This is a genomic window from Microbispora hainanensis (assembly GCF_036186745.1).
Taxonomy (GTDB): domain Bacteria; phylum Actinomycetota; class Actinomycetes; order Streptosporangiales; family Streptosporangiaceae; genus Microbispora.
In genome coordinates this window covers 7,799,522-7,813,462 of sequence record NZ_CP108086.1, presented here as the reverse complement: position 1 = coordinate 7,813,462, position 13,941 = coordinate 7,799,522, and the positions used below count along the sequence as shown (strand labels likewise).

General features: G+C 70.8%; 11 protein-coding genes and 1 riboswitch. Of the genes, 7 read left to right on the top strand and 4 right to left on the bottom strand.

From position 1 onward, the window contains the following. Nucleotides 1-4: 4 nt before the first annotated feature. Nucleotides 5-748, bottom strand: coding sequence for a dienelactone hydrolase family protein (locus OHB01_RS35485; RefSeq protein WP_142651173.1), 744 nt, complete (start codon nucleotides 746-748; stop codon nucleotides 5-7). Between the two features lie 222 nt (nucleotides 749-970). On the opposite strand from OHB01_RS35485, the gene OHB01_RS35480 reads away from it, so the two are divergent. The 6 genes from OHB01_RS35480 (at nucleotide 971) to OHB01_RS35455 (ending at nucleotide 9,566) form a co-directional block, all read left to right on the top strand. Beyond that, nucleotides 971-1,819 (top strand): fumarylacetoacetate hydrolase family protein, encoded by an 849-nt coding sequence (locus OHB01_RS35480; RefSeq protein WP_147945557.1) that lies wholly within the window; start codon nucleotides 971-973, stop codon nucleotides 1,817-1,819. 115 nt (nucleotides 1,820-1,934) lie between these two features. Further along, nucleotides 1,935-2,672, top strand: coding sequence for an SDR family NAD(P)-dependent oxidoreductase (locus OHB01_RS35475; protein ID WP_142652751.1), 738 nt, complete (start codon nucleotides 1,935-1,937; stop codon nucleotides 2,670-2,672). A 164-nt stretch (nucleotides 2,673-2,836) separates the two neighbouring features. Beyond that, nucleotides 2,837-3,781 (top strand): aldo/keto reductase, encoded by a 945-nt coding sequence (locus tag OHB01_RS35470; RefSeq protein ID WP_328854566.1) that lies wholly within the window; start codon nucleotides 2,837-2,839, stop codon nucleotides 3,779-3,781. A gap of 1,135 nt (nucleotides 3,782-4,916) precedes the next feature. After that, the gene (locus OHB01_RS35465) at nucleotides 4,917-5,369 is read left to right on the top strand and encodes a hypothetical protein (RefSeq protein ID WP_328854565.1); all 453 of its coding nucleotides are present in this window, start codon (nucleotides 4,917-4,919) and stop codon (nucleotides 5,367-5,369) included. Next, complete coding sequence (locus OHB01_RS35460; protein WP_328854564.1) at nucleotides 5,348-7,975, top strand: DUF222 domain-containing protein; 2,628 nt, start codon at nucleotides 5,348-5,350, stop codon at nucleotides 7,973-7,975. Before OHB01_RS35465 ends, OHB01_RS35460 begins: the two co-directional genes overlap by 22 nt. 503 nt (nucleotides 7,976-8,478) lie before the next feature. Further along, nucleotides 8,479-8,621, top strand: a riboswitch (cyclic di-AMP (ydaO/yuaA leader). 231 nt (nucleotides 8,622-8,852) lie between these two features. Beyond that, nucleotides 8,853-9,566 (top strand): CHAP domain-containing protein, encoded by a 714-nt coding sequence (locus OHB01_RS35455; RefSeq protein ID WP_147945425.1) that lies wholly within the window; start codon nucleotides 8,853-8,855, stop codon nucleotides 9,564-9,566. Nucleotides 9,567-9,876: 310 nt separating this feature from the next. Here OHB01_RS35455 and OHB01_RS35450 read toward each other — a convergent pair whose 3' ends face one another. Continuing rightward, nucleotides 9,877-10,524 carry a DUF305 domain-containing protein gene (locus OHB01_RS35450; RefSeq protein ID WP_328854563.1) on the bottom strand — a complete coding sequence of 216 codons (648 nt, stop codon included), beginning with the start codon at nucleotides 10,522-10,524 and terminating at the stop codon, nucleotides 9,877-9,879. Nucleotides 10,525-10,674: 150 nt separating this feature from the next. Further along, complete coding sequence (locus OHB01_RS35445) at nucleotides 10,675-11,334, bottom strand: hypothetical protein (protein WP_142648866.1); 660 nt, start codon at nucleotides 11,332-11,334, stop codon at nucleotides 10,675-10,677. A 343-nt stretch (nucleotides 11,335-11,677) separates the two neighbouring features. On the opposite strand from OHB01_RS35445, the gene OHB01_RS35440 reads away from it, so the two are divergent. Continuing rightward, nucleotides 11,678-12,472, top strand: a complete 795-nt coding sequence (locus OHB01_RS35440) for an ArsR/SmtB family transcription factor (RefSeq protein WP_142648867.1) — start codon at nucleotides 11,678-11,680, stop codon at nucleotides 12,470-12,472. 60 nt (nucleotides 12,473-12,532) lie between these two features. On the opposite strand, the gene OHB01_RS35435 is transcribed toward OHB01_RS35440, so the two are convergent. Next, nucleotides 12,533-13,816, bottom strand: coding sequence for a PHB depolymerase family esterase (locus tag OHB01_RS35435; protein WP_328854562.1), 1,284 nt, complete (start codon nucleotides 13,814-13,816; stop codon nucleotides 12,533-12,535). Between the last annotated feature and the right edge of the window lie 125 nt (nucleotides 13,817-13,941).

Sequence of the window (13,941 nt, the reverse complement as noted above, 5' to 3'; positions counted from 1 at the left end):
CTCCTCAGACGGTGAGGTGGCGGCCGAAGAAACCGAAGACCTTCTTCCAGCCCTCCACCGCCGCGGCGGGCCGGTACGAGGACCGGTCGGTGGCGAAGAACCCGTGGCCGGCATCCGGGAAGATGTGGAACTCGTGTTCCTTACCGAGTTTGTCCAGCTCCGCGGAGAGCACGCCGACCTCCTCCGGCGAAGGGTGCGTGTCGTCCGCGCCGAAGAGCCCGAGCAGCGGGCAGGACAGGTCGCCGGCCTTGGAGATCAGCGGGGCGGCCTGCAGCGCGAATTCGGCGGGCGGCGGGGTGACCACGAAGGCCCCGTAGCAGTCGACGGCCGCGTCGACCTGGAGCGAGCAGGCGGCCAGGAACGTCTGCCGCCCGCCGGAGCAGTAGCCGATGACGCCGACCTTGCCGTTGGCGTGCTCAAGCCCCTTGAGGTAGTCCGCGGCGCCCGCGACGTCGCCGACGAGCTGTTCGTCCGGGACGCCGCCCTTGGCCCGGGCCGCGGCGGCCTGGTCGTCCGGGCTCACGCCCGCGCCCTCCCGGGAGTACAGGTTGGGGCAGACCGCCGCGTAGCCGTGCGCGGCGAACTTCCGGACGATCTCCTTGGTGGCCTCGTCATAGCCGGGCATGTGGTGGATCACCACGACCCCGCCGTGAGGACCGGAGTCGAGCGGCCGGGCCGCGTACGCTTCGAGTTCCGCGCCTTCGTGCCCGGTCACGGCGACCGTGCCGGCCCATATCGCGTGCGTCATTGGACTTCCCTCTCCCTCTTGTCACACCGCCGCCGTGAGATGGCGGTGCAGGGACCCCACCTTAGTAGTTAGCTGAGCTAAGGAAATTCGCCACCTTGAGTGGTCCGATGAATGCGATCGCGCCGGTCGGCGCGGTCGCGCCCGGAGTGTCCGGTCTTTACGAAGAGCTGGCGATTGTGGCACTCTCGACGGGCCGAGACATCGGGTGTATAGGAGGCGATCGTGAAGCTGTTGCGGGTGGGTCCGGTGGGTGAGGAGCGGCCGTGTGTGCTCGCGCCGGACGGGCGGGTGCTGGATGTGTCGTCGGTGACGGGTGATATCGACGGTGTGTTCCTTGCGGGGGGCGGTATCGAGCGGGTGCGGGTGGCGCTGGCGGAGGGCCGGTTGCCGGAGGCGGGGCCGTTCGAGCGGGTGGGGGCGCCGGTGGCCCGGCCGGGCAAGGTGGTGTGTATCGGGTTGAACTATTCCGATCATGCGGAGGAGACGGGGGCGCCGATCCCGGGTGAGCCGGTGGTGTTCATGAAGGCGTCCAACACGGTGGTCGGCCCGGATGACGAGGTGCTGGTGCCGCGCCGGAGTGTGAAGACCGATTACGAGGTCGAGCTGGCGGTGGTTGTGGGTCGCACCGCTCGTTATCTGGATTCTCCGAAGGACGCGGCGGGGGTGATCGCGGGGTATGCGATCGCCAATGATGTGTCGGAGCGGGAGTTCCAGAACGAGCGTGGGGGTCAGTGGGACAAGGGCAAGTCGTGTGAGACGTTCAATCCGCTGGGGCCGTGGCTGGTGACGGCGGATGAGGTGGGTGATCCGCAGGCGCTGGGGTTGCGGTTGTGGGTCAACGGCCGGTTGCGGCAGAACGGCAACACCAAGAACCAGATCTTCGGGGTGTATCACGTGATCTGGTATTTGAGCCAGTTCATGGTGCTGGAGGCGGGTGATGTGGTGAACACCGGGACTCCGGCGGGGGTGGCGCTGGGGCGTGGCCCGCAGGCCTATCTGCGCAAGGGTGATGTGGTGGAGCTGGAGATCGACGGTCTGGGCCGTCAGCGCCAGCGGGTGGGCCAGGCATGAACGAGCGAACCGGTGGGCGAACCGGTGGGCGGAGCGGCGGGCGGAGCGGCGGGCGGAGCGGCGGGCGCGGCGTGTTCGGTTCATGCGGCCCCCGGCTGCGAGGCGTGGGGGTGGCATGAGCGGGGAGTTCGACGGGTTGGTGGCGGTGGTCACCGGTGGGGCGTCGGGCATCGGCCGGGCGGTGGCCGAGGAGCTGTCCGCGCGCGGCGCCCGGGTCGCGGTGCTGGATGTGAAGGGCACCGAGTTCGTCTGTGATGTGACCGACGACGGGGCGGTGCGGGGGGCGGTCGCGGCGGTGGCCGGGCGGTTCGGGCGGATCGATGTGCTGGTGAACAACGCGGGTATCGGGGCGCAGGGCTCGGTGGCCGGCAACGATGATGCCGAGTGGCTGCGGGTGCTGGATGTGAACGTGGTGGGGGTCGCGCGGGTGACCCGGGCGGCGCTGCCGTATCTGCGTGAGTCGCCGTATGCGGCGGTCGTCAATACGTGTTCGATCGCGGCGACGGCGGGGTTGCCGCAGCGGGCGTTGTATTCGGCGTCCAAGGGGGCGGTGCTGGCGTTGACGCGGGCGATGGCGGCCGATCACCTTGGTGAGGGCATCCGGGTCAACTGTGTGACGCCGGGCACGGTGGACACTCCGTGGGTCGGGCGGTTGGTGGATGCCGCGCCGGATCCGCAGGCCGAGCGGGTGGCGTTGGCGGCCCGGCAGCCGCACGGGCGTCTGGTGGCGCCGGAGGAGGTCGCGCATGCGGTGGCGTATCTGGCCAGCCCGCGGGCGGGGTCGACCACCGGGATCGAGTTGCCGGTGGACGGCGGGATGTCCGGTCTGCGCCTGCGGCCGGTGACATCATGACCGCCGACGACACCCGGCCCACCCCGGGGCCAGGGCCGGGACCGGAATCCACGCCCGGGGCAGGGCCGATGCCCGGGGCAGGGCCGATGCCTGGGGCGGGATCGGTGTCTGGGGCGGGGGCAGGGCCGATGCCGGGAGGGGAATCGATGCCCGGGGCGGAAAGGGTGTCTGGGACGGGGTGTGCGGCCGGTGTTCTGGCGGGCAGGCTGGGGCGGTACGGGCTGGGCACGGCCCCCTTGGGCGGGTTGTTCGTGCCGGTGAGCGACGAGCAGGCCGAGCACGCGCTGGATGCCGCCTGGCAGGCGGGGATCCGTTACTTCGACACCGCGCCGCATTACGGCAGCGGGCTGGCCGAGGAGCGTCTGGGGTGTTTCCTGCGTGGCCTGCCCGCTGACGCGGCCGGGCAGGCGGTGGTGTCGACGAAGATCGGCCGGGTGCTGGTGCCGGGCCGGGGCGAGGAGGAGGGCTTCGTCGGCCGGACCGGGTTCGTGCGGGTGCGGGACTACAGCCGCGAGGGGGTGCTGCGCTCGCTGGACGACAGCCTGAAACGGACCGGGCTCGATCGTTTCGATCTGGTGTTCATCCATGACCCCGACGACTACTGGGAGCAGGCCGCCGGTCAGGCCTACCCGGCGCTGGCCGAGCTGCGCGACCAGGGGGTGATCGGCGCGATCGGCGCCGGGATGAACCAGGCGCCGATGCTGACCCGGTTCGTGCGGGAGACCGACCTGGACGCCGTGCTGGTCGCGGGACGCTACACGTTGCTCGACCGCTCCGCCGCCGAGGAACTGCTGCCCGAATGCCAGCGGCGCGGGGTGGCCGTGATCGCCGGTGGGGTGTTCAACAGCGGCATCCTCGCCGGAGGCGCCACCTACGACTACGACGCCGCCCCACCCGCCGTCGTCGAACGCGCACGAGAGCTGGGACGCATCTGCGCCTCCCACGGCGTGCCGCTCCCCGCCGCCGCCCTGCGCTTCCCCCACCGCCACCCCGCCGTCACCACCATCCTGATCGGCGCACGCAGCGCGGAGGAGGTCAGGGAAGACCTCGACCTCGCGGCCACGCCCGTGCCCGAAGAGCTGTGGAGAGAACTGGACTCTGCCCGCTGACCTTGCCCGCCGACCTTGTCGGCTGACTCCGCGGCCTGACCCTGCTGATCGACTCTGTTGATCGACTTTGTTGATGGCCCCCGCACGCCGGCAGCTCCATCGGACTGCAGCAGCAGGTCGCGGCTGCGCTCCTGCTACCCGCGGGCGACGGCGAACAGCCGGCTCATCGCGCCGTGCCGCTTGACCGGCTGGTAGTCCGTCCATCGAGGTTCCGGGGTGGAGGGAGCGGAGCGGAAGGGAACGAGGACCGCAGCGAAGGCCCAGCGGAGCGGGCTTCGTGAGGACCGGAGTTTCCTTGCGGCGCAGTGACCGACTTGCCCAAGATCCGTAGCCACCCAAAAGGCCGCAGGACCCTCCCACTCCGACCGCCCTGCTCAGTCGCGCCAGGAGCCTCGCGCCGTCCGGCCGTCCGGCCGTCCGGGTCCGATCGTCCTGCTCGGTCACGCCAGGTCTCGCGCCGTCCGATCGTTCGGGTCTGACCGTCTTGCTCGGTCGCGCCGGGAGCCTCGCGCCGTCCGGCCGTCCGGCCGTCCGAGTTCGACCGTCCTGCTCGGTCACGCCAGGTCTCGCGCCGTCCGATCGTTCGGGTCTGACCGTCTTGCTCGGTCGCGCCGGGAGCCTCGCGCCGTCCGGCCGTCCGGCCGTCCGAGTTCGACCGTCCTGCTCAGTCGCGCCAGCAGCCTCGCACCGTCCCACCGTCCCGGTTCGACCGCCTCTGTGCCAGGGCGGGACACGTGCCCGTTCTCTGCCTCGGCTGATGGTCCGTCGCTGGTGGTGCGTCCTCATCGCGGCCGGGCTCTCCCACACCCGCTGCGCCGCAAGTCTGTGGCCCCAACTGAACCGGGTCGTCCGGTTGCTAAGAGTGACATGAGCAGGAGATAATTCAAACGGGATTTCGAATCAATCGAGGAGGGTGTGATGGATCTGTTCGACATCGATCCTGAGCGCCTTCACCGTTCGAGCGATATTGACGGTGAGTGGTGGGACCGTCTGATCGCCAATTCGCCGCTGTGGTCATCCGACGGCTCGTCCGCCCGTGATCCCTTCCCGATCATCAACTTCGGGCAGCGGCAGCGCGCCGACGCGCCCGGTGCCACGAGCACAGCCAGCCCGGGCACGCATATCGATGGCGCACATGCCGCGCGTGGGGCTGCCGCTGGCGTGGACGGCGCTGGCGTTGGTGCCGCCCGTGCGGACGCTGTCGGCCTTGACGGCGCTGGCGCAGATGTCGCCAGTGAGGCCGCTGATGGTGCGGACGCTGCTGGCGCGGGCGCGCATGGCGCTGGCGCGGCTGCCGCCCATGAGGGTGGTGCGGACGGCGCTGGCGCGGATACCGCGCGTGGGGCCGCCGCCGGTGCGAATGCCGCTGGCATGGACGGCGCTGGCTTTGGTGCCGCGCGTGGGGATGCTGATGGTGCGGACGCTGCTGGCGCGGATGGTTCTGGCGCGGCCGGCCCGGGTGCGGGTGCGGGTGCTTCCGATGGTGTGGGTGGTCGTGATCGTGGTCGTGACCGTGGTCGGGGTCGTGTGCGGTCGTCGTGGGTGGTGGTGGGGTCGGTTCGTGAGGTGGCCCAAGAGCTGGCGCTGACCCCGCTTCCCGATGACGTGGATGTGTGCCTGGCCGAGGCGGAGGAGTTGCTGTTCGCCCGGGATCGGATCACCTGCGCGCTGGCCGATCGGGTGGGGCGGGTGCATCGTGCGGGGCAGGCCAGGCAGCATGGGCATGCCTCCACCCGGTGTTGGTTGCGCACGAGTGGGGGGATGACGGTGGGGGGTGCGGGCCGCCTGCTCACGTTGGGGGCGGAACTGCCGCGCCTCCCCGTCGTGCGGGAGAAGTTCGCTGCGGGTGAGTTGGCGGCGGGGGTGGTGGAGGCCATCTGCGCCGCTGTGGCCGGACTGACCGACGAGCAGGCCGGCCTGGCGGAGCCGATCTTGGTGGACCTGGCCGGTAAAGCGGGGGCGGCGGAGGTTGCCAAGGCCGGCCGCCATCTGCGGGCGGTGCTGGACCCCGATGGGGATGAGCGGGATGAGCGGGCCGATTACGGGCGGCGGTTCCTGCGGGTCCGCCCGGGCAAGGGCGGCGGCGTGGAAGGGGAGTTCTACCTGCCGCGTGAGGCCGGCGCCCGGTTGATGGCGTTGTTGCAGGCGTACGCCAAGCTGAGGGCACAGGGGGATGACCGCCCGCTGACGGTACGTCAGGCGGACGCGCTGATCGCCCTGCTGGAGCAGAAGATCGCCGCCGAGCTCCTCGTCGTGGTCAGCGCCGAATCCCTCCCCACCGACCCCGAAACCACCGACCCCACCGACGACAACCCACACCCCGCCGACGACACCAGCGACCCGGCCACCCAAGACCCCGACCCGGCCACCCAAGACACCGACCCGGCCACCCAAGACACCGCCGACCCTGCCGCCGACGACGACGTCAGCGACCACTTCGCAGACCTCGGCGACAGCGCCCCCAGCGACTACGCCCCCGACACCACCGGAACCACTGACGAGCCGAGCCAGGCCGACGACACCACCGACCACGTCGAAAACGCGCGGGATGCCGGGGGCTTCGGGGAAGGCCGGGAGGACACGGGCGATCCGACGCCCGGCGAGGCCGACGACCTCGACATCCCGGAGGAGTTCGACACTGCCGAGACCGAGGCGGATGCCGGTGCCGGGAGCGCCGACACCACTGCCGCCCCTGCGCCCGCCGACGCCGACGACGCCGTTTCCGGCGCGATGGCCGACCCCGATGCTTCGGGTGGCACCGATACCCCTGACGGCCCGGACGGGCTCGACATCGCCGAGGCTGCCCCTGCCACCGACCCTGCCGCTGGCTCTGGCGACGCCGCGATCGGACCTCGCGATGAGGAGCCTTGTGACTGGGGAGCCGGTGAGCGCGGGGCCGGTGAGCGGCGGCCCGGCGAGTGCGAGCCGCGCGACACCGCAAGCACCGCCGCTGCTGAGGGCGACCACACCGCGAACGCCGGCTCCGCCGAGGACGACGACACCGTGAGTACCAGCTCTGCCGGGAGCGACGAGACCGCGCCCGCCAAGGGCGATGGGTGGGATCGCGGTGCGGCCCGGTCTGGAGCAACCCATGTCCGGCGGGGTGTGTCAGCATGGCCTGCTCATGGTGGCGGGCATTGGCACACAGCGCCTTCGCACGCTGCCCCTTCGGACACAGTCTCTTCGGACATAGCACCTTCGGACACAGCACCTTCGGACACAGCCCCTTCGGGCGCGACGGCTTCGGTCGCGACGGCTTCGGATGCGCCGCCATCGCAGGCGGCGCACTCGCAGGCAGCGCCTACGGAGGTGGCGCCTTCGGAGGCGGCGTGGCCGGACCCTCCGCCCGAGGACGCCTCCGCACGTCACACCCACGCCGGGCCTGGGCCTGCGGGGGACTGCCGGCATGGCCACAGCCCGTGCCGGTGCGACGGCCAGGGCGCGTGCCGGTGCTGCGGCGAGGCGCGGTGCTCGCGTGCGACGCAGGCGTCGGGGACATCGGGACCGTCGGGAGCGACGCCCGGCGGGCCCGGACCGGAGCGGGAGACACCACCCGGATGGGCATCGGAAACGGCACCGGGAGCCGGGCGAGGGACGCCGGAGACGGCGCAGGAGGCATCGCAAGGAGCCGCACAGGGGGCATCGCGGGGGGCGGCGCAAGGTGGGTCACCGGGATCTCCGGGTGCGTCGGCGGGCGCGATGCCTGGGGCGTTCTTGGGGTCGGCGTTGGGAGCGTCGGCAGGCACGTTGCTGGGTGCGTCGTTGGGGATGGCACCGGGGACCGCGCCGGGGTTGTTGCTGGCGACCGGGCAGGTGCTGCCCGTCTCCAGCGTGCATCGGCTCGCCCGGACCTCGACTCTGGTGCGGATCGTCATGAACGCCGAGGGACAGGTGCTGGACATGGGGCGCAAGGTCCGTCTGGCGACTCCTGCCCAGCGGCGGGCCATCTTCGCCCGGTATGCCACGTGCTGGGTCGACGGCTGCCCGCTGCCGGCGACCATGTGCCAGATCGACCACGCCGACAACTGGAGCACCGGCGGGCTCACGGATCTGAAGCTGCTGGGCCCGGCGTGCCAGTTCCACAACCGCGACCGCTACCAGCACCCCGAGCGCTACACCCGCCGCCAAGTAGGCGAAGACCGCTGGGCCTTCACCTACCACCGCCTCGGACAAGCCCGACGACTACACGAGTAAGGCGGGAGGCAGGCGGTGGAGGACCCACAGGCCGGCCCGGGCGACGCACGGACCGGCCCCGGAGGCTGCGGGCGTGAGGCGTGAGGCGTGAGGCGTGAGGCGTGAGGCGGGAGCGTGGGCGATGCGCAGGGCAGGCCCAGGCTGACGCGCGGACAGACCCGGCGACTACGCGAGCGAGGGGAGCGCCAAGACAGCCGGAAGCCCTCGACCGCGTCGGCACTCGGCCCAGCAGACCCCGCGCCGGCAGACACGCGCGAGCAGGCCCGCGCTGGCAGAGCCGCGCCGGCAGACCCCGCGCCGGCAGACCCGCGCTGGCAGAGCCGCGCCGTACGGCGTGGTGTGGCGCATCTCACCGCGGGCGGCCCGCGACCGTGAGGACCTGCGGAAGCAGGGAACGGCGACAGCCGGGATGATCCCCTTTACAGGCCATTTGGCCGTGTCTTACTTGTTATCTACTAAGCTTCCCGTGTGTCTCGCCGGTGAGCGGTCCTCAACCCGAGGACGACCGGCGACCGCCGAATCCCGGAAGTCATCGATCCCGGGAACCGGGGACCCACGTCTCTTGGGGTGAATCCGGACCATCCGGTAGGGCTACTCCTGGCCCGAACCCGTCAGCTAACCCGGTAGGCGGCCAAGGAGAGGAGAGCGTGGAGTGTCGGCTCCACCTGCCCACCCGGTCCGCGTCGTGTCGCCGGACCACCTGCCCGCCCTGGAACGTCTCCAGGCTTCCGGGGTGATGGCGCGCCCGTGACGGGCTGCCACATCTCCCGTTTCTGATTCCGCCCCGCCGTGGCGTGTCCCCGGACGGTCATGCCGTCATGCCGCACGCCCGCGGGCCGGTTCGTCATGTCTCGAAGCGCGCCATGAGGAGCCCCCGATTTCCACCGATCCGATAGCTCGACAGCTGCTCGACGCCGTACGCCCCGAGCTGGGCTACCGCGAACGAGCCGGGAAACACACCAAGTTCGGCGAGTGGTACGCCGAAAACGTCGCCAAGGACCCCGACTTCAAGGCCGCCCCGTGGTGCGACATGTTCGTCTCCTGGGCGGCCGACCGGGCCGGGGTGCAGGACCATGTCGGCGAGTTCGCGCTGACCACGCGGCACGCCAAGTGGTTCGAGAAGCACCACGCCTGGAGCGACAAGCCCGAGCCGGGCGCCGTGGTCTTCTTCGCCTGGTCAGGGTCCAAGAAGATCCGCGACATCGACCACGTCGGCATCGTCGAGAAGGTCGTCGGCCGGAAGGTCCACACGATCGAGGGCAACGTCGACGGCGTGTGGCTGAAGCGCAAGGTCCGCGACACGAGCACGATCGTCGGGTACGGCCTGCCGCGCAAGGTCAAGGTGACGCCGAAGACGCCGGTGACGATCCAGCCCATGGCGGCCGTGAACGCGAGCGTCCAGAGCGCCGCTGCGCCCGCCACCAGGAACATGGCGGCCACGCAGGGGAAGCCGCTCGACATCGTGTGCTCGCCGGGCGACGCCGTCCTGTCGGCCGGTCTGCTGTTCGCGGTGGTCTCCACCGCCGTGACCGGGATACGGGTCAAGACCGCGGCGGCGTCGTCCGACGGACGGCACCGCAAGCGCGGGTGACCTCCCCCTTCCGGATCTCCCGCCGCTCATAGGGACTCCAGCCCGGGCCTTGGGACCTCCGGCCCGGCCCTGGCGATCTCCGGCCCGGCCCTGGCGATCTCCGGCCCGATCAGGGGAACCTCCGGCCGGTCCGAAACGGCCAGGGCTTCGAACGCCATACTCGACGGCGCCACGCTCGTCGGCGACGTGTTCGACGGCGACGTGTTCGACGGCGCCGTGCTCGCCGCTTCCGCCGTGGCGACTGCCACGGCGAGCACGGCGCCGGTCCGGGCCGTCACGGTGCCCTGACCCGGCATGCTGACCCGGCAGGTCAACCAGGCAGGCCGCTCAGCATGCTCTTCATCTCCTTGATCTCGGCCGACTGGCTGGAGATGATCGACTCCGCCAGCCTACGCGCCGGCTCGTAGCTTCCGCCGCTCAGCTCGTCGCGCGCCATGGTGACGGCGCCTTCGTGGTGCCGGATCATCATCGTGAGGAAGGCCCGGTCGAAGTCCCGTCCGGACAGCCCTTCGAGACGCCGCATGTCCTCGGGGGACATCATCCCGGGCATGGCGTGATGCGTCGGCGCCGGGCTCTCCCCGGGCACCTGTTCGCCCCAGGTCGTGAGCCAGCCGCTCATCGTCCGGATCTCGGGAGCCTGCGCGGCCTCGATCCGCCGGGCGAGCCGCGCGACCCGGGCGTCCGCCGCCCGGTCTTCGGCCAGTCGCCCCATCTCCACCGCCTGCTGATGATGGGGGATCATCATCCGGGCGAACATGACGTCCTGGTCGTTGTGGTCGGCCGTCGTTGTCGGCGGCGTTGTCGGCGGCGGCGTCGGCGTCGGCGTCGGGTCGCTGGGCGCGGTGGGCACACCGGGTGAGGAAGGCGTCGCGGCCGAGGCGGCGGTGCCGTACGCGCCGCCCGTGCCGGCCAGCAGACCGGCTGTCAGCAGGGCGACCGGCAGGACACGTCCGTTCATCGGCCAACACCTCCGTACGTCCCGGCGGCTGGTCGAGGACCGGCGCCGCCCCGCCCGCGGTGCCGGCGGCGGCGCCACCCCCGGTGCGCCGTCGCCGCACGAACCGTGTGGCGAACCTGGTCCTCCTGTCGTACCCGTGGAACGTTCCCGTCAGCCGTTGAACGTGATCCTGAACCGGTAGTTGTCGCCGTAGGTCGAGCCGCGGATGGTGAACGCCGCGCTCCCCGAGCTCACCCGGCCCGAGACCGTGGCCCCGGCGTTGACGGCGTAGAGGAAACGAGACGTGCCGAGATCGCGGCAGGGGACGATGGTCTTCTCGCCGTAGAAATGGTTGAACGTGGCCCCTTCGGCGCGGTGGCTGTCGACCAGCTTGCCGGACCAGGAGGTGCCCGATCGGCTGGTGACCCAGTAGCCCAGCAGGAGTTTCGGGTCGCGTACGTTACCGCCGAGATCGCGGGCCGACGCGGTGACAACGTGGGCGGAGCCGAACTGGAAGGATCCGAGCGCTCCGATGTCGCCCACATAGAACTCCCAGTAGAAGGGGTTGCGTTCGACCCTGCCCGCGGCGGACTTGCGTGGACCGGTGACGAATTTCGCGGCCGCCTTGTATCGGCTGGTGCCGACGAACCGGTGCTCGCCCCAGAGGGGACCTCCGCAGTAGTCGTAGACGTCGACCACCACGGTGGCGGTGCCACGATAGATCCGCAGGGCGGACTGTGCGCCGGCCGCCGGGCCGGACGGGACCACCGCCCCGAGGACCGCGGTCACCGAGACCGCTGCCGCCGCTAATCGGAATTTCCGTGTCTTCATGAGAAATCCCCTCCTTGTCGTGCCGTCGATCCGGAACTCCTCCACGGGCCGGCGGGAACCTCACCGTAAAAGACCGCCGTGGTCTTACCAATGACGTGTGCATACACGGTTGGTAACGCCTTGTGTCGATCCGAAAGTGGCGGCGACATAAATGACGGAGGAGAGTAATGACGGACTGATTCCGGGGCGCGACATACATATCGACCACCGGTCTGTTGCCCTATTCACCCCCATTTGTGGAGCGTTGCGCTCCTGTCCCTGATCATCGGGCGAGGTTGACATGCAGCCGTACGGCTGCCTATCGTTCATGCAGCCAAAGGGCTGCATGTCCGGGATGGGGAAGATGGACGAAGTGTTCAAGGCGCTGGCCGACGCCAGCCGCCGCAGGTTGCTGGACAGCCTGAACGCCCGCAACGGCCAGACGCTGCGCGAACTGTGCGCGGGGCTGGACATGGCGCGGCAGTCGGTCAGCAAGCACCTGGCGGTGCTGGAGGCGGCGAACCTCGTGACCACGGTGTGGCGTGGCCGGGAGAAGCTGCACTACCTCAACGCCGTGCCCATCAACGCCATCGCGGACCGCTGGATGAGCAGGTTCGACCGCGAGCGGGCCCGTGCTCTCGCCGATCTCAAGAACGCATTGGAGCAGGAGCCGATGAGCAACCCCGAGTTCGTCTACACCACCTACATCAAGACCACGCCCGAGCGGCTGTGGCAGGCACTCACCGACCCCGGCTTCACTCGGCGCTACTGGGGACTGTCCTTCGACACCGACTGGCAGACGGGGGCGCCGATGACCTGGCACCAGGGCGGTGTGGCGATCACCGATCCCGAGCAGGTGGTCGTCGAGTCCGACCCCGGCCGCAGGCTCTCCTACACCTGGCACTCCCTCACCCCCGAGTGGGCCGAGGCGGTCGGCCTGGGGGAGGACGTGCTCGCCAAGCTGAAGGGGGAGCGCAGGTCGCGGGTGACGTTCGAGATCGAGCAGATGGGGGAGACGGTCAAGCTGACGGTCGTCCACGACGGCTTCGAACCCGGCAGCACCCTGCGCGAGATGGTCGCCGGGGGCTGGCCCCAGGTGCTGTCCGCGCTCAAGACCCTGCTGGAGACGGGTGAGCCCCTGCCGGCCGTGAGCGTGTGACGCGTGGGCCGCGCCCCGGGCCCCGGCCTATCGGGGAGCGGGGCCCGGGGCGCGGCAGGTTCAGCACTGGCCGTCGGCGAGCACCCAGTAGTCCGGGCCGGTCTGGCGCAGCGCGTGCGTGGTGAAGGTGTTCCACAGGCCCATCGCGTCGTTCGACCCCTTGGCATAGGTGTAGCCGCCCGACTGGTACGCCCGCCCGGCGGTGGTGTGGGCGTAGTTGCTGGCCCGTACGCACGTGCCCGGCGGCGTGGCACTCGGCGAAGGACTCGGCGAAGGACTCGGCGAAGGGCTGGGCGAAAGACCGGCGCTGGGGGACGGGCTGGGCGTGGCGCTCGGCGAGGGGCTGGGCTGCGCGCCGCCGTCAAGGCCGAAGAAACGGGCGTCGTGGTAGGCCGAGCAGATCGTGTCGAGGAAGTACGCCGCGGTGGCCCCGCACTGGTCGGCCGCGCCGCCCGGATCGACCGGCAGGCCGTGGCCCATGCCGCTGATCTCGTAGAGGCGCACGTCGTCGTCGCCGTACACCTTGAGGGTCGTGCCACCGGTGAGCGACCTGGTGGAGGCCGGAGTCTGGGAGACGCCCCGCACGTTCGTCCACTGGTCGCGCAGCTGGGCGCCGTTGGCGGGCACGACCGTGTAGTCGGACTGGCCCTGCCAGACGGCCACTCGCGGGTACGGCCCGGAGTAGCCCGGATAGGCGTTCCGCACCAGGTCACCCCACTGCTGCGGGGTCCTGCTCGTCGGGCCGTACTGGCAGCCGGACGCCTCGAGCAGGCTGCTCGCGCAGCGGTAGGCCAGGCCGGCCCCGATCGATCCGGCGGCGAAGACGTCCGGGTACGTCGCCAGCATGACGGCGGACATCGCCCCGCCCGCCGACAGCCCGGACACGTAGACCCGCGCGGGGTCGGTCCCGTAGTTGGCGACCGCGTACGCCACCATGGCGCGGATGGACGCGGCCTCGCCCTGCCCTCTCGTGGTGTCGCCGGTCTGGAACCAGTTGAAGCAGCTCGACGAGTTGTTGGAGCTGGAGGTCTGCGGCAGCACCAGGGCGAAGCCCCACTGGTCGGCGTACTTGCGCCACCCCGAGTCGGCGAAGTAGCCGCTCGCGTTCTGCGTGCAGCCGTGCAGCAGGACGACGAGCGGACGGCCTGCGGGCAGGTTGTCAGGGCGGTAGGCGTACATCGCCAGGTTGCCGGGGTTGGATCCGAAGGAGCCGACCTGCGTCAGCGAGGCGGCCCGCGCGGGCGGGGGGATCAGGGCCGTGCCGAGCAGGCCGGCGAGGACGAGCAGGAGGGTCGTGAGGGCGAGGGCCGCTCGCGGCGGCCGTACGGGGAAGGACGTGACCATGGGGGCTCCTTGACCTGGCGCACCGATCCTTTCCGCGCACGGTAGGTCGCCGGTGATCCTCCCGACATGGCGGCCGGACACACTTCTCATGGTCCTGTCATGGCGTTGTTAGCGCGCCGCTCGTG

Bases quoted from the DNA above. Each gene is read 5' to 3' on its own strand.
- OHB01_RS35435 (WP_328854562.1), bottom strand. From the start codon at position 13,816: ATGGTCACGTCCTTCCCCGTACGGCCGCCGCGAGCGGCCCTCGCCCTC.
- OHB01_RS35475 (WP_142652751.1), top strand. From the start codon at position 1,935: ATGAGCGGGGAGTTCGACGGGTTGGTGGCGGTGGTCACCGGTGGGGCG.
- OHB01_RS35445 (WP_142648866.1), bottom strand. From the start codon at position 11,334: ATGAAGACACGGAAATTCCGATTAGCGGCGGCAGCGGTCTCGGTGACC.
- OHB01_RS35465 (WP_328854565.1), top strand. From the start codon at position 4,917: ATGCCGCGCGTGGGGCTGCCGCTGGCGTGGACGGCGCTGGCGTTGGTG.
- OHB01_RS35440 (WP_142648867.1), top strand. From the start codon at position 11,678: ATGGACGAAGTGTTCAAGGCGCTGGCCGACGCCAGCCGCCGCAGGTTG.
- OHB01_RS35450 (WP_328854563.1), bottom strand. From the start codon at position 10,524: ATGAACGGACGTGTCCTGCCGGTCGCCCTGCTGACAGCCGGTCTGCTG.
- OHB01_RS35485 (WP_142651173.1), bottom strand. From the start codon at position 748: ATGACGCACGCGATATGGGCCGGCACGGTCGCCGTGACCGGGCACGAA.